20 protein-coding genes and 1 riboswitch are annotated in these 18,181 nt (G+C 73.1%); of the genes, 7 read left to right on the forward strand and 13 right to left on the reverse strand.

Annotation, left to right across the window (positions count from 1 at the left end; genetic code table 11):
* Positions 1 to 82 precede the first annotated feature (82 nt).
* A complete protein-coding gene (gene tuf / locus ABT299_RS49545; RefSeq protein ID WP_387025974.1) occupies positions 83 to 1,267 on the reverse strand; it encodes an elongation factor Tu in 1,185 nt (394 codons plus the stop codon).
* A 350-nt stretch (positions 1,268 to 1,617) separates the two neighbouring features.
* Between tuf and ABT299_RS49550 the strand changes: the two genes are divergently transcribed.
* Positions 1,618 to 2,520, forward strand: coding sequence for a haloalkane dehalogenase (locus tag ABT299_RS49550; RefSeq protein ID WP_500255091.1), 903 nt, complete (start codon positions 1,618 to 1,620; stop codon positions 2,518 to 2,520).
* A 7-nt stretch (positions 2,521 to 2,527) separates the two neighbouring features.
* Here ABT299_RS49550 and ABT299_RS49555 read toward each other — a convergent pair whose 3' ends face one another.
* Positions 2,528 to 3,397 (reverse strand): LLM class flavin-dependent oxidoreductase, encoded by an 870-nt coding sequence (locus tag ABT299_RS49555; RefSeq protein WP_500255092.1) that lies wholly within the window; start codon positions 3,395 to 3,397, stop codon positions 2,528 to 2,530.
* A gap of 33 nt (positions 3,398 to 3,430) precedes the next feature.
* Positions 3,431 to 4,324 (reverse strand): alpha/beta hydrolase family protein, encoded by an 894-nt coding sequence (locus tag ABT299_RS49560; RefSeq protein ID WP_500255093.1) that lies wholly within the window; start codon positions 4,322 to 4,324, stop codon positions 3,431 to 3,433.
* Positions 4,325 to 4,510: 186 nt separating this feature from the next.
* On the opposite strand from ABT299_RS49560, the gene ABT299_RS49565 reads away from it, so the two are divergent.
* Positions 4,511 to 5,092: a TetR/AcrR family transcriptional regulator gene (locus tag ABT299_RS49565; RefSeq protein ID WP_190851225.1), complete on the forward strand. Its 582-nt coding sequence runs from the start codon at positions 4,511 to 4,513 to the stop codon at positions 5,090 to 5,092.
* 81 nt (positions 5,093 to 5,173) lie between these two features.
* On the opposite strand, the gene ABT299_RS49570 is transcribed toward ABT299_RS49565, so the two are convergent.
* On the reverse strand, positions 5,174 to 6,166 hold the full coding sequence (locus tag ABT299_RS49570) for a sigma-70 family RNA polymerase sigma factor (protein ID WP_500255094.1): 993 nt from the start codon (positions 6,164 to 6,166) through the stop codon (positions 5,174 to 5,176).
* 167 nt (positions 6,167 to 6,333) lie between these two features.
* Here ABT299_RS49570 and ABT299_RS49575 point away from each other — a divergent pair, with 167 nt between their 5' ends.
* Positions 6,334 to 6,918 carry a dihydrofolate reductase family protein gene (locus ABT299_RS49575; protein WP_387025964.1) on the forward strand — a complete coding sequence of 195 codons (585 nt, stop codon included), beginning with the start codon at positions 6,334 to 6,336 and terminating at the stop codon, positions 6,916 to 6,918.
* A gap of 35 nt (positions 6,919 to 6,953) precedes the next feature.
* On the opposite strand, the gene ABT299_RS49580 is transcribed toward ABT299_RS49575, so the two are convergent.
* From ABT299_RS49580 to ABT299_RS49590, 3 genes are read right to left on the reverse strand one after another with little or no spacing between them, the layout of a single operon-like run.
* Positions 6,954 to 7,469: an SRPBCC family protein gene (locus ABT299_RS49580; RefSeq protein ID WP_190851230.1), complete on the reverse strand. Its 516-nt coding sequence runs from the start codon at positions 7,467 to 7,469 to the stop codon at positions 6,954 to 6,956.
* Positions 7,466 to 7,846, reverse strand: a complete 381-nt coding sequence (locus tag ABT299_RS49585; RefSeq protein ID WP_500255095.1) for an ArsR/SmtB family transcription factor — start codon at positions 7,844 to 7,846, stop codon at positions 7,466 to 7,468. The genes ABT299_RS49580 and ABT299_RS49585 overlap by 4 nt, the downstream gene beginning before the upstream one ends.
* A gap of 33 nt (positions 7,847 to 7,879) precedes the next feature.
* Positions 7,880 to 9,226 carry an MFS transporter gene (locus tag ABT299_RS49590; RefSeq protein ID WP_500255096.1) on the reverse strand — a complete coding sequence of 449 codons (1,347 nt, stop codon included), beginning with the start codon at positions 9,224 to 9,226 and terminating at the stop codon, positions 7,880 to 7,882.
* 65 nt (positions 9,227 to 9,291) lie between these two features.
* On the opposite strand from ABT299_RS49590, the gene ABT299_RS49595 reads away from it, so the two are divergent.
* A complete protein-coding gene (locus ABT299_RS49595; RefSeq protein ID WP_347256490.1) occupies positions 9,292 to 10,515 on the forward strand; it encodes an arginine deiminase in 1,224 nt (407 codons plus the stop codon).
* 153 nt (positions 10,516 to 10,668) lie between these two features.
* On the opposite strand, the gene ABT299_RS49600 is transcribed toward ABT299_RS49595, so the two are convergent.
* The 4 genes from ABT299_RS49600 to ABT299_RS49615 form a co-directional block, all read right to left on the reverse strand.
* Positions 10,669 to 11,214 (reverse strand): ATP-binding protein, encoded by a 546-nt coding sequence (locus tag ABT299_RS49600; RefSeq protein WP_347256491.1) that lies wholly within the window; start codon positions 11,212 to 11,214, stop codon positions 10,669 to 10,671.
* A gap of 398 nt (positions 11,215 to 11,612) precedes the next feature.
* Positions 11,613 to 13,496 carry a sensor histidine kinase gene (locus ABT299_RS49605; RefSeq protein WP_500255097.1) on the reverse strand — a complete coding sequence of 628 codons (1,884 nt, stop codon included), beginning with the start codon at positions 13,494 to 13,496 and terminating at the stop codon, positions 11,613 to 11,615.
* 176 nt (positions 13,497 to 13,672) lie between these two features.
* Positions 13,673 to 15,043, reverse strand: coding sequence for a purine-cytosine permease family protein (locus ABT299_RS49610; protein WP_500255098.1), 1,371 nt, complete (start codon positions 15,041 to 15,043; stop codon positions 13,673 to 13,675).
* Positions 15,036 to 15,153, reverse strand: a riboswitch (TPP riboswitch). Its footprint overlaps the gene before it by 8 nt.
* Positions 15,154 to 15,214: 61 nt before the next feature.
* Positions 15,215 to 15,547 (reverse strand): rhodanese-like domain-containing protein, encoded by a 333-nt coding sequence (locus ABT299_RS49615; RefSeq protein WP_387026173.1) that lies wholly within the window; start codon positions 15,545 to 15,547, stop codon positions 15,215 to 15,217.
* A 49-nt stretch (positions 15,548 to 15,596) separates the two neighbouring features.
* Here ABT299_RS49615 and ABT299_RS49620 point away from each other — a divergent pair, with 49 nt between their 5' ends.
* Entirely contained in the window at positions 15,597 to 16,058 is a 462-nt protein-coding gene (locus tag ABT299_RS49620; RefSeq protein WP_387025953.1) for an SSI family serine proteinase inhibitor, read from the forward strand.
* A 75-nt stretch (positions 16,059 to 16,133) separates the two neighbouring features.
* Here ABT299_RS49620 and ABT299_RS49625 read toward each other — a convergent pair whose 3' ends face one another.
* A complete protein-coding gene (locus ABT299_RS49625) occupies positions 16,134 to 16,346 on the reverse strand; it encodes a DUF397 domain-containing protein (protein WP_500255099.1) in 213 nt (70 codons plus the stop codon).
* A complete protein-coding gene (locus ABT299_RS49630; RefSeq protein WP_500255100.1) occupies positions 16,336 to 17,196 on the reverse strand; it encodes a helix-turn-helix domain-containing protein in 861 nt (286 codons plus the stop codon). The genes ABT299_RS49625 and ABT299_RS49630 overlap by 11 nt, the downstream gene beginning before the upstream one ends.
* Before the next feature lie 230 nt (positions 17,197 to 17,426).
* Between ABT299_RS49630 and ABT299_RS49635 the strand changes: the two genes are divergently transcribed.
* Together ABT299_RS49635 and ABT299_RS49640 are read left to right on the forward strand one after the other, a co-directional pair.
* Positions 17,427 to 17,786, forward strand: coding sequence for a hypothetical protein (locus ABT299_RS49635; RefSeq protein ID WP_500255101.1), 360 nt, complete (start codon positions 17,427 to 17,429; stop codon positions 17,784 to 17,786).
* On the forward strand, positions 17,783 to 18,121 hold the full coding sequence (locus ABT299_RS49640) for a hypothetical protein (protein WP_500255102.1): 339 nt from the start codon (positions 17,783 to 17,785) through the stop codon (positions 18,119 to 18,121). The genes ABT299_RS49635 and ABT299_RS49640 overlap by 4 nt, the downstream gene beginning before the upstream one ends.
* The last annotated feature ends 60 nt before the right edge of the window (positions 18,122 to 18,181 follow it).

The raw sequence follows: 18,181 nt of genomic DNA on the forward strand, positions 1-18,181 counted from the left end.
ACCCCAACAAACACTAAACCCATTACACTCGGGGGGGGCGGGGGGGCCCCCCCCCCCCCCCCCCCACCCCTCCTCCGCCGCCCTAGCCGAGCAGCTCGACCACCGTTCCGGCGCCGACCGTCCGGCCGCCCTCCCGGATCGCGAACCCGAGCCCCTCGCTCATCGCGACGGGCCGGCCGAGCTCGACGGCCATCTCGACGGAGTCGCCCGGCATCGCCATGCCGCCCTCACCGCCGAGGTCCACGCCGCCGACCACGTCCGTCGTCCGGAAGTGGAACTGCGGCCGGTACCCGTGGAAGAACGGCCTGCTCCGGCCGCCCTCCGCCGCCGTCAGCACCCGGACCCGCGCGCGGAACCGGGTGTGCGGCCGGATCGCGCCCGGCGCCGCGACCACCTGGCCGCGCCGCACCTGGTCGCGCCGCACGCCGCGGAGCAGCATCGCGGTGTTGTCGCCCGCCTCGGCGTGGTCCATCGACTGGCCGAACGTCTCCAGCCCCGTCGCGACCGAGCCGAACGACGCGCCGAGCCCGACGACCTCCACCGCGTCCCCGACCCGGACCGAGCCCTGCGCCACCACGCCGGTCACGACGGTGCCGCGCCCGGTGATGGTGAGCACGCTCTCCACCGGCATGAGGAACGGCCTGTCGAGCACCCGGTCCGGCACCGGCACGTACGCGTCGATCGCGTCGAGCAGGTCGCCGATCCGGGCCGTCCAGTACGGGTCGCCCTCCAGCGCCTTCAGCCCGGACACCCGGACCACGGGCACCTCCTCGCCGGGGAACCCGTACTCGGTGAGCAGCTCGCGCACCTCCAGCTCGACGAGGTCGAGCAGCTCGGTGTCCTCGACCATGTCGGCCTTGTTGAGCGCGACGACGATGTGCCGCACGCCGACCTGGTGCGCCAGCACGATGTGCTCGCGCGTCTGCGGCATCGCGCCGTCCTGCGCCGAGACGACCAGCACCGCCCCGTCCACCTGCGCCGCACCGGTGATCATGTTCTTCACGTAGTCGGCGTGACCGGGCATGTCGACGTGGGCGTAGTGCCGGGTCGCGGTGGAGTACTGGACGTGCGCGACGTTGATGGTGATGCCGCGGTCGCGCTCCTCGGGGGCGCGGTCGATGCCCTCGAACGGCACGGCGGACGCCAGCCCGCGCTCGGCCAGCACCTTCGTGATCGCCGCGGTGAGCGTCGTCTTGCCGTGGTCGACGTGGCCCATCGTGCCGATGTTCAGGTGCGGCTTGTCCCGCTCGTACAGCTTCTTCGCCATGGTCTCTTCGTCCTCACGATGATCCGAACGTGAGAACCCGCGCGCGCCCCTGCGGGCGCGCAGCGTTCGCTTGGCCAACCCCCCTCCGCTGGTTCTCCGGAGGCGGGACGGAGAGGGGTCAGCGTCGGACGCCGTCGTCGGCGATCGCCGCTGCCGCTGCCGCGAGGAAGGCAGCCGGCACCGCGCTCAGCAGGCAGTCGCCTGCGAGCGTCCGGGTGCCGGCTGCGAAGAACATGCTCCGCACACTACGAAGCGCTCCGGAAGAAGTCGATCGATTTTTCGCGGGGAGGCGTTGCGTTGGTTCGACCAACAATGTAACTTCATTGGCGGCACCAACGTTGGTGCCGCCAATGAAACGGGAGGCTTCCATGCCGGTGATCGACGTGCTCGACTCGACGATGTACTACGAGGAGACCGGGGACGGCGCGCCCGTCGTCTTCCTGCACGGGAACCCCGGCTCGTCGCGCCTGTGGCGGCGGGTGCTGCCCGCGATGGGCGGAGCCGGGCGGCTGCTCGCCCCCGACCTCATCGGCATGGGCCGCTCGGGCAAGCCGGACGTCCCCTACCGCTTCGACGACCACGCCCGCTACCTGGACGCCTGGTTCGACGCGCTGGGCCTGGAGGACGTCGTGCTGGTCGGCCACGACTGGGGCGGCTCGCTGGCCTTCGACTGGGCGGCCCGCCACCCGGGGCGGGCGCGCGGCGTCGCGTTCTTCGAGACGATCGTCAAGCCCGTGTCCTGGGACGAGCTGGGCGACGCGCCGCGCGCCCGCGCCGAGATGATCCGCGGCCCCGAGGGCGAGAAGCTGGTCCTCGGGACGAACTTCTTCGTGGAGACGGCGTTCACCGGCGGCGTCCTCACCCCGCTGGGCGAGGAGGAGCTCCGCCCGTACCTGGAGCCCTACCCGACGCCGGAGAGCCGCCGCCCGATCCTGCAGTGGGCGCGCTCGCTGCCGATCGACGGCGAGCCCGCCGACGTGCACGCGCGGGTCGAGCGGTACGACGCGTGGCTGGCCGCCAGCCGCGACGTCCCCAAGCTGCTGATCACCTTCGACGGTTCGCCCACCCTGGCGATCACCCCGGAGATCGCCGCGTGGTGCGCGGAGCACATCGCGAACCTGGAGATCGAGCCTGGCGGCGCGTCCGGCCACCACGCCGCCGAGGATCGCCCGGACACCATCGCCGCCGCGGTCACCGCCTGGGGGCACCGCCACGGCCTGCTCGCCGCCCGGCCCGCGGAGGCCGCCCGGTGAGGTCCGGTCAGCCGGACGGCTTGATCACTTCGTCGGCGAGCCACCGCGCGGCGCCGTCCGGGTAGGGCGCGGGCAGGGAGAGGACGAAATGCCGGAAACCGGCGTCGAGCGCCTCACCGATCGCGGCCCTGGCGGCGCCGGGCTCGTCGTAGGAGACGGGCAGGTGGATGGAGCGGGTGATCGAGGCGGGGTCGCGCCCGATATCGGCACAGTAGCGGTCGAGGAGGGCGCTGCGGGCGGTGACGTCCGCGATGTCCCCGCCGGGGATGTTCCACAGGTCGGCGTGTTCGGCGACCACGCGCAGCGTCGCGGACGAGCGGCCGCCGATGAGGATCGGCGGGTGCGGGCGCTGCACGGGCTTGGGGTTGCCGAACGCGCCGGTCAGCCGGTGGTGGGCGCCGGCGAAGTCGAACGGCTCGGGCTCCGTCCACAGCCGCCGGATGATCGTGCACGCCTCGGCGAGGCTCTCCACGGAGTGCTCGAAGCCGTGGAAGGGCAGGCCGTGCGCCTCGTACTCGCGCCGGGCGAGCGGGTGGCCGGGGCGCGAGCCCGCGCCGATGCCGAAGTCGAGCCGCCCGCCGGAGACGATGTCGACGGTGGTGGCGATCTTGGCGAGCATCGCGGGCGGGCGGAACCGGTTGCTGGTCACCAGCAGGCCGAGGCGCAGCCGCCGGGTCCGCGCCGCGAGCGCGGACAGCAGCGTCCAGCCCTCGAAGGCCGGGCCGTCCGGGTCGCCGCCGATCGGCATGAGGTGGTCGAACAGCCAGGCGTGGCCGATCTCGGGGATCGCGTCGGCCTCGCGCCAGACCCGCAGGATGTCGTCGTAGCCGACCTGCATCGGCGCGGTCATGATCCCGAAAGCGGGTGATCGCGGCATGGGCCGTGACTCCTTTCGATGGACGGGGTTCGCCTACTTGCTTTCGAGGCGTCCGAGCGGGCGGGGGTCGTTCTCCAGCGCGGAGCGCGCCTCCTGCCAGGCGGTGCCGTCCGGGTGGAGGACGCCGCGCAGGTAGGCGGTGGTGAGCCGCTGGACGAGGGCGACGCGTTCGGGGTTCTCGTCCGTCGTCTCCGCGACCTCATATCCCGCGACCCCGCCGAGCGAGTGCTCCGCTCCGAACAGCGTGAGCAGGGTCTTGTCCTTCGGGCTGAGGACGTAGGGGTCGGTGAACCAGTCCGGCCCCCGGGTGGTCAGGGGCGACCGGTCGTGGTCGCCCGCGACGATGAGCGCGGGCGCGGTCATGCCGTCGAACGACGGGTTCATGAAGGGGAAGTGCTCGGCGGCGAACGCCGACAGGTCCGTTCCGCCCCGGCCGGTCAGGGCGAGCAGCACGCCCGCCTTCACGCGGGGGTCGGACAGGTCCTCGCCGGGGACGCCACCGGGGTCCAGGACACGCGCGCCCAGCAGCATGCTGGCCGTCTGCGCTCCCCAGGAGTGCCCGGCCACCGCGATGCGGTCGCGGTCGAGCCGTCCGGCGAGGCCGGGAACGGCGGCCTCCAGGGCGTCGAGCCCGTCGATCACTCGCTTCAGGTCGTCGACGCGCAGGCGCCAGATCCGCGGCGTGCGGGGGTCGTCGGCCGGGAGGCCGAGCCGCCTGGAGTCGAGGTGGGTGGGCCGGACGACCGCGAAGCCGTGCGCGGCCCAGTGGTCGGCGAGCGGCGCGTAGCCGTCCATCGACCAGCCGAAACCGTGCGAGAAGACGATGACGGGCAGGGCACCGCCGGTCGCGGGCGCGGACACGCTGACCTGGAGGTCCTCGCCGCGGTCCGGGGCGGGCAGCACCACGGGCCTCGCGGTGGTGGTCATGGTTGGAGCGTTCGGCATGGCACGGCTTTCGTTAGGGAGATCGCGGAGGGCCGGCGGCGCGGGGGAAGCGCGGCGCAGGGGGAATTGGTGGCCCGGCTCGCGCTCTGGCATCATGGTTAAGCGGGACGATGTCCCACTTAGACGATACGGAACGATGTCCCGTTTAGCAACCCACCCGTCGGAGGCATGGTGAAGGACGGCCAGCGCGCGGCCCGGCCCAGGCGGGCGGACGCCCGGCGCAACGAGGAGGCCCTGCTCGACGCGGCCGCCGAGATCTTCGTGACGTCGGGCGTGGAGGCGCCCGTGCGCGACATCGCGGCGAAGGCGGGCGTCGGGACGGCCACGATCTACCGCCACTTCCCGACGCGGGCGGACCTCATCGTGGCCGTCTACCGGCACCAGGTCGAGTCCTGCGCCGAGGCCGGACCCGCCCTGCTGGAGGAGAGTCCGACGCCGTACGCGGCGCTGGGGCGATGGATCGACCTGTTCGTGGACTTCCTGGTCACCAAGCACGGGCTCGCGGCCGTCCTGCGGTCCGACACCGCCGGGTTCGAGACGCTGCACGCCTACTTCCTCGAACGCCTCGTCCCCGTGTGCGCGCGGCTGCTCGACGCCGCGGCCGACGCCGGCGAGATCCGCTCTGGCATCGGCGCGTACGAGCTCATGCGGGGCATCGGCAACCTCTGCATCGGCGCCGAGAGCGACGACCGCTACGACGCGCGCCGCCTCGTCGGCCTGCTGATCGCCGGCCTGCGCCCGCCCCGGTGACCGCCCGTCCCGGCGACCACCCGCCTCGATGACCGCCCGCTCCGGTGGCCGCCCGCCCGGTGATCGCCGGGCGCGGTGCGGCTAGCGGCTCGGAAGGGAGCGCGGCAGGCCGAACGACGGGAGCACGCTGTTCTCGAAGCGGGTCATGGCGCTGATCCGGCCGCCCGCGAGGGTGAGGACGTACAGGCCGGTCCCGTGGCCGACGCCGGTGGGGGCGCGCAGGTAGCTCCCGAACGCCGGCTGGCCGTTGGCGCGCGTCGGCACGAGGTCGAACCGCCGGCCCGCGCCGAACAGGCCGGCGCAGAAGCCCGCCACGACGTCCCGCCCCTCGTACTCGAAGGGCAGCGGCGGCATGGACACGAAGGCGTCGTCGGTCAGCAGCGCCACCAGCGCGTCGACGTCGGCGGCCTCCCAGGCGCGGACGAAGCCCGCCACGACGGCGTTCTCGGCGGGCGACCCGGCGGCGGGCGGCGGTTCCGCGCCGGCCTGCGCCGCCTGCCGCCGCCGCAGGCCGGTACGCGCCCGCTTCAAGGCGCTCTTCACCGAGTCGACGGTCGTGTCCAGCATCCCGGCGACCTCGTCCGCGTGGAATCCGAGCACGTCGCGGAGGATGAGGACGGCGATCTGGCGCGGCGGCAGCGCCTGGAGCGCGGTCACGAACGCCAGCGAGACGGACTCGGTCTGCTCGTAGCGCGCCTCGGGACCGAGCGGCACCGGCGGCGCGCCTTCGAGGAGGGCGTCGGGGAACGGCTCCAGCCACACGACCTCGCCGAGCCGGGTCGGTTCGGGCGGCTCGACGCCGGGGATGTCCCACGCCTTGGCCGGGCGCCGCGCCGCCGAGCGCAGCGTGCTGAGGCACCGGTTCGTGGCGATCCGGTAGAGCCAGGTGCGGATCGAGGAGCGGCCGTCGAACCCGCCGAGGCCCCGCCAGGCGTCCAGCAGCGTGTCCTGGAGGGCGTCCTCCGCGTCCTGGAACGAGCCGAGCATCCGGTAGCAGTGCACCTGCAGCTCCCGGCGGTGCGGCTCGGTCAGCGCGCGGAACGCCTCGCCGTCCCCGGCCCGCGCCCTTGTCATCAGGTCGGCTCCCATCGGTCCTCGCCACCCCTCGTCCGCGGCCGTTCGCCTTCCATCCTGTACGGACGCCGGCCGGGGCCCGAAAGGGGCGGCCCGCGACCGCCCCCTTTCCGCGACACGCGGCATCTGCATCGGTGACGGCAACGACACCGGATGGGAGAAGCACCATGGGAAGGATCGTCATCAGCGAGAACGTCTCGCTCGACGGGGTCATCCAGATCGCGGACGACGACGCGGACGGCACCAGGTTCGGCGGCTGGTTCGACTGGATGCGGGACGAGGACCGCGCCGCGTGGGCCGAGACCGAGGCCGCGGAGGCGATGGGCGCCGAGGCCCTGCTCATGGGCCGGCGCAGCTACGAGTACTTCATCGCGCGCGGCTGGCCGACACGGGGCGGCGCGTGGGCGGACCGGCTGCGGAGCCTGCCCAAGCACGTCGTGTCCTCGACCCTGGAGGACCTCGGCTGGGAGAACACCACCGTCCTCGGCGGCGACCCCGTCCACGAGATCTCGACGCTGAAGCAGAAGGTGGACGGGGACATCGTCGTCTACGCCAGCGGCCGGCTCGTGCACGCGCTGATCGAGCACGACCTCGCCGACGAGCTGCGGCTGCTGGTCTTCCCGTTCGTGCTCGGGGCCGGCGAGCGGCTCTTCGGCGGCACGAGCGGCAAGAAGCCGATGCGGCTGGTGGGCACCCGCATGGTCGGCGACGGGATGCCCCTGCTCACCTACCGGACCGTCCGGGAGCCCTAGCCGCCGCCCTTCGCGCCCCGGCCCCGGCCCCGGGTTCAGCCCTGGCCGGGGATCGGGGCGCCGGACGGCAGGCCCGCCGCCACGTACGCGTCGTACTTCGGCTGCCACGCGGGCTGCTCGGCGGCGCGGTCCTCGGCGAGGGCGTCGAGCGCGGCCAGGCACACGTCCCAGCCGGCCGCGTTGCGCGCCGCCGTGTCGCGGGCTTCGAGGATGTTGGTGAGGACGAACCGGGTCCGGCCGCCGTCGAGCGGTTCGAGGTCGAAGTGCAGCTCGTCGCCGCCCCAGCTGAACGCGAGCCGGCGCGGCGGGTCGAAGTCGATGATCCGGCCGCTCGACGTCGCCTCCGGCATGTTCGGGTCGCCGGAGAAGGTGATCGCGCCGCCCGGGACCGGATCGATGGTGATCTTCGGGGCCGGGAACCAGTGCGCCAGCTCGGCGGGGTCGGCGACCATGCGCCAGACCCGCTCCACCGGGTGGTCGTAGATCCGCTCGAAGCGGACGGCCGGGCGGCCGCCGATCTCGAGGTAGCCGCCGGGATTCGTGATGATCATGGTTCGCCTCTCTCGGTGGCGCCGGTGCCGGGCCGGTCGCCGGACGGATCGCCCGGGGCGCCGGGCGGGTCGTCCGGCGCGTCCAGCCGGTCGCCCAGCGCGTCCAGGCTCGCGTTCCACAACCGCCGGTAGGGCGCCAGCCAGGCGTCCAGTTCCGCCATCGGGGCGGGCCGGATCGCGTACAGCCGGCGCTGCGCGTCCCGCTCGACATCCACCAGCCCGGCCTCGCGCAGCACGCGCAGGTGCTTGGACGTGCCGGGCTGGCTGAGGCCGCAGGCGCGGGCCAGGTCGCCGACCGGGCGCGGCCCCTGCAGCAGCCGGTCGAGGATGGCACGCCGGCCGGGGTCGGCGAGCGCGCGCCAGACCGCGGTTGCCATGTCGTTCAATATGCCTCACCTGGAATATAACCGTCAAGGAATAGAGCGAGGTCGGCGCGGTCGCAGCAGGATCCAGCCGGACAGCGCGCCGGCGAACTGGAGCGACGCGATCGCCAGCACCAGCCCGACCGGGCCGACCGCGTCCGCGCACGCGGCGGTGAGCGCCGCGCCGAGCGCGGACGCGCCGATCTTCAGGCTGCCGCCGGTGGTGTTGACCTGGCCGAGCCGGTCCGGCGGCGACTCGCGCTGGCGGAGCATCAGCGTCGCGGCGAACACCGGCCCCTCGGCGAGCCCCGCCGCGCAGAACGCGGCCATCGCCCACGGCACCGACGGGACGACCGCGAGCGCCGCCAGCGCGGCGCCGAACGCGACGAGCCCGCCGACCAGGACCGGCTCGGCGTGCCGGGGCGTCAGCCAGCGGCTCGACGCCAGCGAGCCGAGCAGCGACCCGACGGCCATAGCCACCAGCAGCCGCCCGCCCGCGCTGGGCGCGGCGCCGATGTGCCCGGCGAGCAGCACCGCCGTCACCGCGACGCCGCCGAACCCGAGCCACGCGAGCGTCGTCGCGACGGTCAGCGCGCGCAGCACCCGGCCCCGGACCAGCACGAACAGCCCGCCCACGAGCACGTCGGCGAGCCCGGACCGGGCGTCCTCGGCGACCTCGCCGATGTCCCGCTCGGCGACCGCGCCCTTGCCTACTTCCGCGACCCGTCCCGCCTCGGCGGGCCTTCCAGGCTCCGCGGGACCGCCTGGCTCCGCAGGCCGCCCCGGCTCCGCAGGCCGACCGGGCTCGGCGGGACTGCCGGGCTCGGCGGACGCGGGGGCCGGTCCGGCGAAGGGCAGCAGGGGGAGGACGCAGAGCCCGAGGACGGCGCTCGCCACGATGCCCGCCCCCGCGTACCGGCCGCCCGCGAACGAGGCGACGCCCGCCGCGAGACCGGGGCCGACGATCGCGGCGACGTTGTAGCTCGACGCCTCCAGCCCGTACGCGCGCGACAGCCGGTCGGCCGGCACGAAGCGCGGCAGCAGGCTGGTCAGCGCCACGACGATCGGCTCGGCGCAGCCGATCACGGCCGCGACGCACAGCGCGGCGACCAGCGGCGAGCCGCCCGCCATCGCCAGCAGCAGGCCGGTCGCGGCGACGTAGGCGAGGGCCAGCGGGACGACGGCGCGGCGCGGGCGCGCCATCCGGTCCAGCGCGTTCCCGATCACCGGCCCGCTGACCACGTACGGCAGCGTCATCGCGGTCTGCAGGTAGCCGGCGGTGGCGGCGTGCCCCGTCCGGGCCTGGACGGTCAGGACGAGCGCGGTCGCGACGCCCTCGGCGGACACCCGCAGCAGCGTCGCGGCGGTCAAATGCAGTGAAAGCCCCCGGATCACCCTCGGATCGTGGCACAGGAACGGGCCGGAGGCTCCGGCGGAACGGGCCGACTTAGACTTCTGGTGTGACGCAGACAACGGGGACGACGGCACCGGACGTGCACGAGCACCGGGTGACGAGCGAGGTCGGGCGGCTGCGGACGGTCCTGCTGCACCGTCCGGGCGCGGAGCTGAAGCGGCTGACGCCGCGCAACAGCGACAAGCTGCTGTTCGACGCGATCCCGTGGGCGAGCCGCGCGCAGGAGGAGCACGACGCGTTCGCGGAGGCGCTGCGGGAGCGCGGCGTCGAGGTGCTGTACGTCACCGAGCTGCTGCAGGACGCGCTGGAGTACGAGGCGGCGCGGGAGCAGGCGATCGCGGACGCGATCGTCGACCTGCGGCTCGGCGACCAGCTGCGCCGCGTCGTGGAGGGGTACCTGCGCGACCTCGACCCGGAGGACCTGTCGCAGACGCTGGTCGCGGGACTGGCGCACGAGGAGCTGAAGTCCGGACACGGCCTGGTGTACCGGCTGATGGACCGGCTCGACTTCATCGTGGACCCGCTGCCCGGCCTGCTGTTCACCCGCGACAACAGCGCGTGGATCGGCGACCGGGTGGCGGTGACGAGCCTGGCGATGGAGGCGCGGCGCAGGGAGGCGCAGCTCACCGGGCTGATCTACGCGCACCACCCGCGGTTCGACGGTGTGGAGCCGGTGTACTCGCCGGCGCTGGAGCATCTGGAGGGCGGCGACGTCCTGCTGCTGTGCCCGGGGGTGATCGCGGTCGGGACGGGCGAGCGGACGACCCCGGCGGGCGTGGAGCGGCTGGCCCGGCAGGTGATCGGGGCGGGGCTGGCGCACACGGTGCTGGCGGTGCCGATCGCGCAGGAGCGGGCGACCATGCACCTGGACACGGTGTGCACCATGGTCGACGTCGACACCGTGGTCATGTACCCGCCGGTCGCGCACTCGCTGACCGCGTACACGGTGACGCTGGACGACGGCGACCTGCGGGTGGCGGAGCCGCGCCCGTTCCTGGAGGCGGCGGCGGACGCGATGGGCCTGGACCGGCTGAAGGTGATCGACACCGGTCTGGATCCGGTGACCGCCGAGCGGGAGCAGTGGGACGACGGGAACAACACGCTCGCGGTCGCGCCCCGGCTGTGCGTGGCGTACGAGCGCAACATCGAGACGAACGCGCAGCTGGAGGCGTCGGGGATCGAGGTCATCCGGATCAGCGGCAGCGAGCTCGGCACCGGGCGGGGCGGCCCGCGCTGCATGTCCTGCCCGATCCTCCGCGACGCCCCCTGACGACGGAGCCCCAGTGACGGGGGGCTCCCCCTGACGACGAAAGGCCCCGGCGATGCCGGGGCCTTTCCCACGTTGGACGCTCGGGCGGTGTCGACGGGGGCACGACAGCGCCCGAGCTTGTTGAGGACCATACAAGGTGCGGCAGTGGTCCTTCTAGGCGGGGTATGCCCTACTTGGGGCCACCTCATTCCTCGTTCCGTTGTAGAAGCCTTCGTCCGGTTCGTCCATGAGGTCCGGAAAGTCGGCGAGGTCGGGCACGACGGTGTCGGAGTGCGCGGGCGAGACCGCGTCCTCACCGCCGTTCGAGCGCGGCGTGCGCAGCACGGCCCACACGGTGGTGGCGCCGTCCTCGTGCCGGACGCCCCAGCCCTCCGACAGGGCCTCGACGATGCCGAGCCCGCGGCCGCCGAGCGAGGACAGCGTGCCCGGGCCGCGGCGCGGCTCGGTCATCGCGCCCCCGTCGCTGACCTCCAGTTCCAGGACGTCGCCCCGGCACAGCCAGCAGACCCGGACCTGCCCGGAGGGCAGCGGCCTGGCGTGCCGCAGGGCGTTGCTGATCAGCTCGCTGACGATGACGCTGGCATCGTCGACGACCGACTCGTAGACCCCCGAGGCGGCCAGCTCGGAGCTGAGGCGCTTGCGGGCGACCGCGACGCTGGACGGCGCGTGTGGCAGCAGTACGACGCTCGACGCCCTCACCTCCCCGTGGTTCCGCTGTCTCGGACCAGTCCCGTCGCCGCTCTTCCGGTACGACCGAAATGCCCTGATGGCCTGGGCCGGAAACCTGAGCGATTCAGTTTGCCACCTGCACAACGAGTCACCGGCCGTTCGGTCACGGTGATCACCCCCGTACGCGGCGTCGGAGCCCGGTGCGGGACGGCGATCCCGTCACCTACGGCGACCATCCATGGATCTATCCAGCCGGAGGACGGGTTACTCCTCGCGCGCGCGTTTCGTCCGTCACACCCGGTGGCCACCGTACTTTCCCGCACGGGGCAACACTGCCACCGGCCAAGATCGCTCAAACCGCGGGCCACATCGGACTCACCCGGCCGCAGCCGGAGCGCTGTCCTCACGGTAAGTGACCGACCGGGCGGTCATTCGGCCGGCAGGACCAGCCGCATGCAGGTGCCCGGCTTGTCGCCCGTGCCGGGGTGCGCCGAGATCGTCCCGCCCTGCGCCTCGGTCAGCCGCTTCACGATGTAGAGCCCGAGCCCGATGCCGCCGAACCGGCGCCGGTCCCCCGCCTCGCCCTGCACGAACCGCTCGAAGATCCGCTCGTGGTCGCCCGGCCGGATGCCGATCCCCTCGTCCTCGACCGCCACCGCGATCCCCGCCGGGCCGGCCTTCGCGCGGACCCGGACCGTCCCGCCGTCCGGGCTGTACTTGAACGCGTTCTCCAGCAGCTGCCCGAGCACGATGTCGGTCGCCATCGCGTCGCCCCGGCAGCGCGGCAGGCCCGGCTCGATCTCCAGCTCAACCCGGTGCAGCGGCGACAGCGACCGGAACCCCGCGACGACGCCCTCCAGGACCCGGGTCAGGTCGAACGGCTCGACCGTCACGGCCAGCTCGTCGGCGCCCGCGCGGGAGCCGAGCAGCAGGTGCTCCACCAGCCGGCCGAGCGACTGGGCGCGCTCGGCGATCGTCGCGACGGCGGCGCGGCGGTCGGCGTCGGTCAGCTCGTCCCACCGGTTGACCAGCGTCGACGCGAACCCCTGCACGACCGTGATCGGGGTGCGCAGCTCGTGGCTGGTGGTGGCGAGGAACAGGTCCTTCGCCTCCTCCAGGGCCTTGGCCTCCGTCACGTCGCGGAAGTCGACGACCAGCTCGCCGGTCTCCTCGATCTCCGCGGCCAGCACGTTCAGCCAGACGCCCGACTCCAGCGGGAACGTCAGCATCTCGCCGAGCGCGGGCATGTCGAACGGCAGCGGCCGGCCGATCGCGTCCTCCGGCGGGACCCCGGTGAGGGCGTGCGCGGCCGGGTTCCACTGCCGGACGACGAGGTCGTGGTCGAGCACCGCGATGCCGTCCGCGCTGGAGTCGATCACCGCGCGCTCGTGCGCCCGCTGCCGGACGACCTCCGCGTACGCGACGGCGTTGCCGACCGCCACGCCGGCGTGCCCGGCGAGCAGTTCCAGCAGCTCCAGCTCGGTGTGCCCGATCTTGCGTCCGGAGAACAGCGCGTACAGCGCCCCGTACGGGCGGTTCTGCAGGTAGGACAGGCCGAGCGCGACGGTGTGCAGGCCGGGCAGCTCGGACCAGACCAGGTCGCCGAGCCGCTGCTCGCCGGTCGCGAGCTTGACCGTCTTGCCGGACCGCAGCAGCTCCCCGACCAGGCTCGGGCGCAGCTCCGCGGTCGTCCCGCGCAGGTGCTCGGGCAGCCCCGACGTGCTGACCAGCCGCAGCCGCTGCCCCTCGATCCGGACGAACCCGCCCGCGTCCGCGCCGGTCAGCTCGATCAGCGCGGTCGTGATCCGGTCGAGCACGACGGCGAGGTCCAGCTCGGCGTTCAGGTCGGCGACGATGTCGTTCAGCCGCCGGACGAGCCGGGCCCGCTCCGTCATGTGGTGCTGGACGATCTCGTCGTCCTCCGCCGGGTGGTACACCCCGACCCAGCCGAGCGGGGTGCCGGCCGGGTCCTTCAGCAGGCTCGTGTCGATCCGCACGTCGATCAGCCGGCCGTCCCGGTGGAACCGGCGGGTCGCGATCGAGATCTGCCCGCCCTCCTTCTCGGACTCGCCCTCGCCGGCGCGCCGGGTGAGCAGCCGCTCCTGGACGGCGTTGTGCTCGGCCTTCAGCTCGTCCGGGACGATCGGCGGGACGCGCCCGACCATCTCCTCGGCGCTCCAGCCGAACATCCGCTCGGCGGCCGGGTTCCACACGGTGACGCGGTGCTTCTGGTCGACGGCCACGATCGCGTCGGCGGCGCTCTCGATGACGGCGCGCGCGATCGGGTCGTGGACGTGCTGCACGCCTGTCATCGTGCCACCGGAGCCCGGTGCGGCGCCGGGCAACCGGCGCCGAAAAGTTCCCACCAGGCGACCCCCGCGAAGGGAGGAACGCCACTTCAGGGGCCCGGGGACCTCGGGATCGGCCATCTCCGTCGTGCCTTTCCGGCGGGGCGCGGCGCATCCGTCGGCGCGCGGCTCCGGCAACCCTACCGCCGGGTAATACCGGGCCGGCGGGCGGCGCCCGTCCGGCCGATCAGGAGCGTCGCGGCGCCCGCGACGAGGAAGGAGAGCAGCGACGCGCTCATCCAGCTCTGCGGGGTGAAGTGCAGCGCGTCCCGCACGTGCTGCCACAGGTCCGTCCACCAGCCGATCGTCCCGGAGTTGATCAGCTGGTAGGCGACGATGCCGACCAGCCAGGCCGCGATCATGCTCCACCGGGACGGCGCGGCGCGGCTCGCGTCCCAGCCGCCGGCGCGGCCCCGGCCCAGGAAGAAGTCCGCCGCGAGCACGCCCAGCATCGGCACGAACACCGACCCGATCAGCGACAGGAAGCCCGCGTAGTCGTTGATGTCCAGCACCAGCGCCAGCACGGTGATCCCCGCGCCGAGCGCGACCGACAGGACGCGGCGGTCGGCGCGCGGCACCAGGTTCTGGATCGACACGGCGGTGGAGTACACGTTCGCGAACGACTGGTCGGCCTCCCGCAGCACGAACACCGCGAAGAACACCGCGCCCAGCGCGACGTGCAGGAACGGGTCGAACACCTTGCCCGTGTCGCCGCCCACGAGGGCCAGGGCCAGCAGCCCTAGCACGTACGCGACGATCTGGGTGACCGAGTACCCGACCGACGCCGCGCCGAAGGCCCCGCGCGCGCTCTTCGCGTGCCGGGTGTAGTCGGCGGCGACCGGCACCCACGAGATCGACACCGCCAGCGCCGCGTCCGCGCCGATCCAGAACCCGTGCCACGACCCGTGGTTCAGGTCCGGCAGCGGCTGCCGGACGAGCTGCACGTAGAAGTAGGCGAGCGCGACGATCACCGCGACCGTCACGTACCGGCGCAGCAGCCGCACCGACCCGAGCGGCCAGATCGTCAGCACGGTCGTGAGCACCCCGGCCGCGACGACGTACCCCCAGCGGGGCACCCCGTCCCACAGCTCGCGCGCCGCGTCCGCGATCACGATCAGCTCGAACGTGCCCCAGCCGATCAGCTGCGCGATGTTCAGCACCGTCGGCACGTACGACAGCCGCGCGCCGAACAGGCCGCGCAGCAGCACCATCGCCGGCTGGCCCGTCCGCGCGCCCGGCGCGGCGGCCAGGCCGAGCATCAGCCCGCCCAGCACGGTGCCGACGATCATCGCGACGATGCCCGCCGCGATCGCCAGCGTCGGCGTCCCGGCGGCATCGGGCGCGAGGACGGTGTAGGCGCCGGAGAAGGCCAGCAGGCTGACCCCGAGGTTCGCCCAGAACGCGCTCTGGTCCCAGAAGCCGAGCACCTTCGGGGCGGGCTCGTCGAGGGTGTACGGGACCTCGTTGCGCGGGCTCTCGTGCGCGAGGGTCTTCTCGACGTCGGACGTCACGGGACACGCTCCCTACGCCGGCATTACCCGGACAGGTTCATGCGGTCGGCGACGCCAGGAAGGCCGCCCTCTCAGCCCGGCTCATGGCCCGAGCTCCCGCGGTTATCGGTCGGCACCGATCGTACAACCGCCCGCAACCCCTACAAAGGGGGCGTATTTCCCGGAGGGCGGTCAGGCCACGTAGGGCTCGCCGTCCCCGCCGTTCTCCATCGGGCGGCCCGCCTCGGCCCAGCCCTTCATCCCGCCGTCCACGTTCTTCGCCAGCCAGCCCGCCTGGTTCAGCGCCACCGTCACCTGCGCCGACCGCGCCCCCGACCGGCAGATCACGAAGATCTCGCGGTCCCGCGGGATCTCCCCGGCCCGGTCGCCCAGCTGCCCCATCGGAATGTGGACGGCGTCGGGCGCGTGCCCCGCGTCCCACTCGCTCTGTTCGCGCACGTCGAGCAGGTAACCGCCCTGCGGAACGTCGGCGGCGACCACCGCCGGAACCTCGTCCCCGAAAATCATCACACCCCCATGGAACCGCGCGAAGCCCCCCCGCGTCGAATCACGCATGCGGTATCGGACGCTCATCCTCGCCTCGTCCGGGCTCGCCATGATCTTCTCACTGGCCGCCTGCGGCGACGAACACGTCAAGACCCTTCCCGCCGAGCGGCCCTCGGGCACCACCACGGTACGGCCCTCGGGCCCCTCGGCCGACAGCCTCACCATCCAGGTCAAGGCGTCGGCCCAGGCTCCCGCCACGACCTACAGGCTGACCTGCGACCCGGCCGGCGGCGACCACCCGAAGGCCGCCGACGCCTGCGCCGCCCTCACCAAGGTCAAGGACCCGTTCGCGCCCGTCCCCAAGGACCGGATGTGCACCGACATCTACGGCGGCCCCGAGGTCGCCACGGTGAAGGGCACCTGGCAGGGCAAGCCCGTCGACACGACCTTCAAGCGCAACGACGGCTGCCAGCTGCACCGCTGGAGCGAGATCGCCCCCGTCTTCGGCCCCGTCCCCAAGGTCCGCTGACGGCTCACCGGCCCTGTCGAGTTGCGGTGTGTCGTTGAGGGCACCCCGACCAACACACCGCAACTCATCGAGCGCTCAAAGCGCGAGTTCGCCGTCCTTGATCCTGGCCGTGAAGGCCCGCCAGGCCGACGGCGCGAACCCCAGCACCGGCCCACCAGGATCAACCGAGTCACGCACCCCGACCACCCCCGCCACACTCGTGGTGATCTCCACACAGGCATCGTTGCCGGAGCCGCTGTACGTCGACTTGCGCCACGCAGCCGTGGCAGGGATTTCGCTACCGGTCATCGGACTGGATCTCCTCCCGGATGGCGGCGATCAAATCCACCGATTCCTTCAGTGGCAGGGCCGCGTCGCTTATGCGGTCCAACGTCACGCTACAGCGTGCGACCTGAGCGATGTCCTCGATGTACATACCGCCTGCAATCGTGTCGACATAGGCCGTATCAAGCTCCAGCGGCGCGGTGAACTGGAAGAGCACGATGCTCCCCAGCCCGAGGGCAGGACGGTAGTCGATCGCCATAGGAACGACCCGGACGGTGGTCCCCGCCCGCCGGCCTGCCTCCAGCAGTGCGGCGAGCTGGCCGATCATCACCTCCCGGCCGCCCACCGGCCTCCGGAGCACCTCCTCGGCCAGCAGAACCTCGAACGTCGGCGCATCAGTGCGGGCCAGCCGGGCCCGGCGTGTCATCCTCGCCTGCAAACGACGATCGACCTCGGCCGGGTCGCGAGGAAACTCGCCCTCGATGAGGACTCGCGCGTACTCGGGCGTCTGGAGCAACCCTGGCACTACCTCTGTCTGCCAGCTGCGGATGCGGTCGGCGGCGTCCTCCAGCTCGGCGTATGAGCCGGCCAGGACGTCGTGGTAGGACGTCCACCAGCCCCGTGTGCGGATGTCGCGGGCGAGCTGGAGGAGCGCGGCCCGGACGGCGGCCGAACCACCGTAGGTCTCGAGGATGTGCGCGACGTCAGGGACCGTCGGCAGGTTCTTCGCGGTCTCGATGCGGACGAGCTTGGTGCGGCTCCAGCCGAGGATCCCGGCAGCCGTCTCGGGGGTGAGCTCGGCTTGCTCGCGCAACCGGCGCAGCTCTGCGGCGAGGCGTCGATGCCGCGCGGTCGGGCCGTGTTCGGAGGGCATGGGGTCAGTCTCCCAGCGGCGTCGGACACTCTGTGGCCAATTGATAACACACTGCTGTCGCGCTAGTGCTAGCGTCCCGCACAAGTGCCAGCGATGCTGTCACTGTTCCGCCCTCCGGAGCGTCGGCGCAACGGGCGTTCGAAGGCGTGACATGCAGAAGAACAGGGCGGCCCCGGACGCGGTGATGGAAGCACCGGCCGGGGCCTTGATCGGATGGAGTCTCCCGATCCATGAAGAACGTAGCGGACACCGTCCCTTCGGGGACCGACGAACACGACCCCTCATCCAGCGCCTGCGAGCATGCCGACGGGGCGACGCCCGTGGTGGTCGCGCGGCCGAACGATCCGGCGAGGCTGTTCTCCTGGGACGTCCGGTCGGACGGCGGCGGCCTGGGCGGCGTGACCGACGACGAGAGCCTCGCGATCCGGCACGTCCGCGAGGCTCTCGCCGAGGCGGACGGCGATGCTCGCGGACGGGTGCGGCGGGTCGGCCTGTCGCAGGTCGGCGGCCCGGCGTACGTCGAGTTCGGCGTCGTGGGCGAGGCGTGGCGGGACGAGGAGACCGGCGCCGTCGTCTGGCGAGAGGCGTGAACGCCGCCGACCACCTCGACGGCCTGGCGAGGGCGCTCGACGCCGCGGGCTGGTCGACGCGGCGGCGATACGAGCAGACCCCGGCGCTGCTGCACGTCTTCGCGTCCGAACTGCCCAGGGTGGGCGAGAGCGTGCACGTCAAGGCGGGTACGGCCGGTGTGCCGTGGTTCGTCGTCTCGACCGGCGACCCGCTCAGGCCGTGCCACGACATCGCGGGCGCGGTCGCCGAGATCGCGGCGCGGCTGGGTCCGCTCGCCGAGCCGGGGCGTGCCATCCCGTCCGGGCCGCGGCGCATGACCGGGAGGATCCGCCGGCTCGTCCGGAAGGAGCGCTGACCTGGCAGTGCGTTGAGGTGGGGGGGGGGCGGGGGGCCGGGGCAGCGCCCCACCCCCGGC

Origin of the sequence: Spirillospora sp. NPDC000708 (assembly GCF_040299565.1) — a bacterium.
Taxonomy (GTDB): Bacteria; Actinomycetota; Actinomycetes; order Streptosporangiales; family Streptosporangiaceae; genus Spirillospora.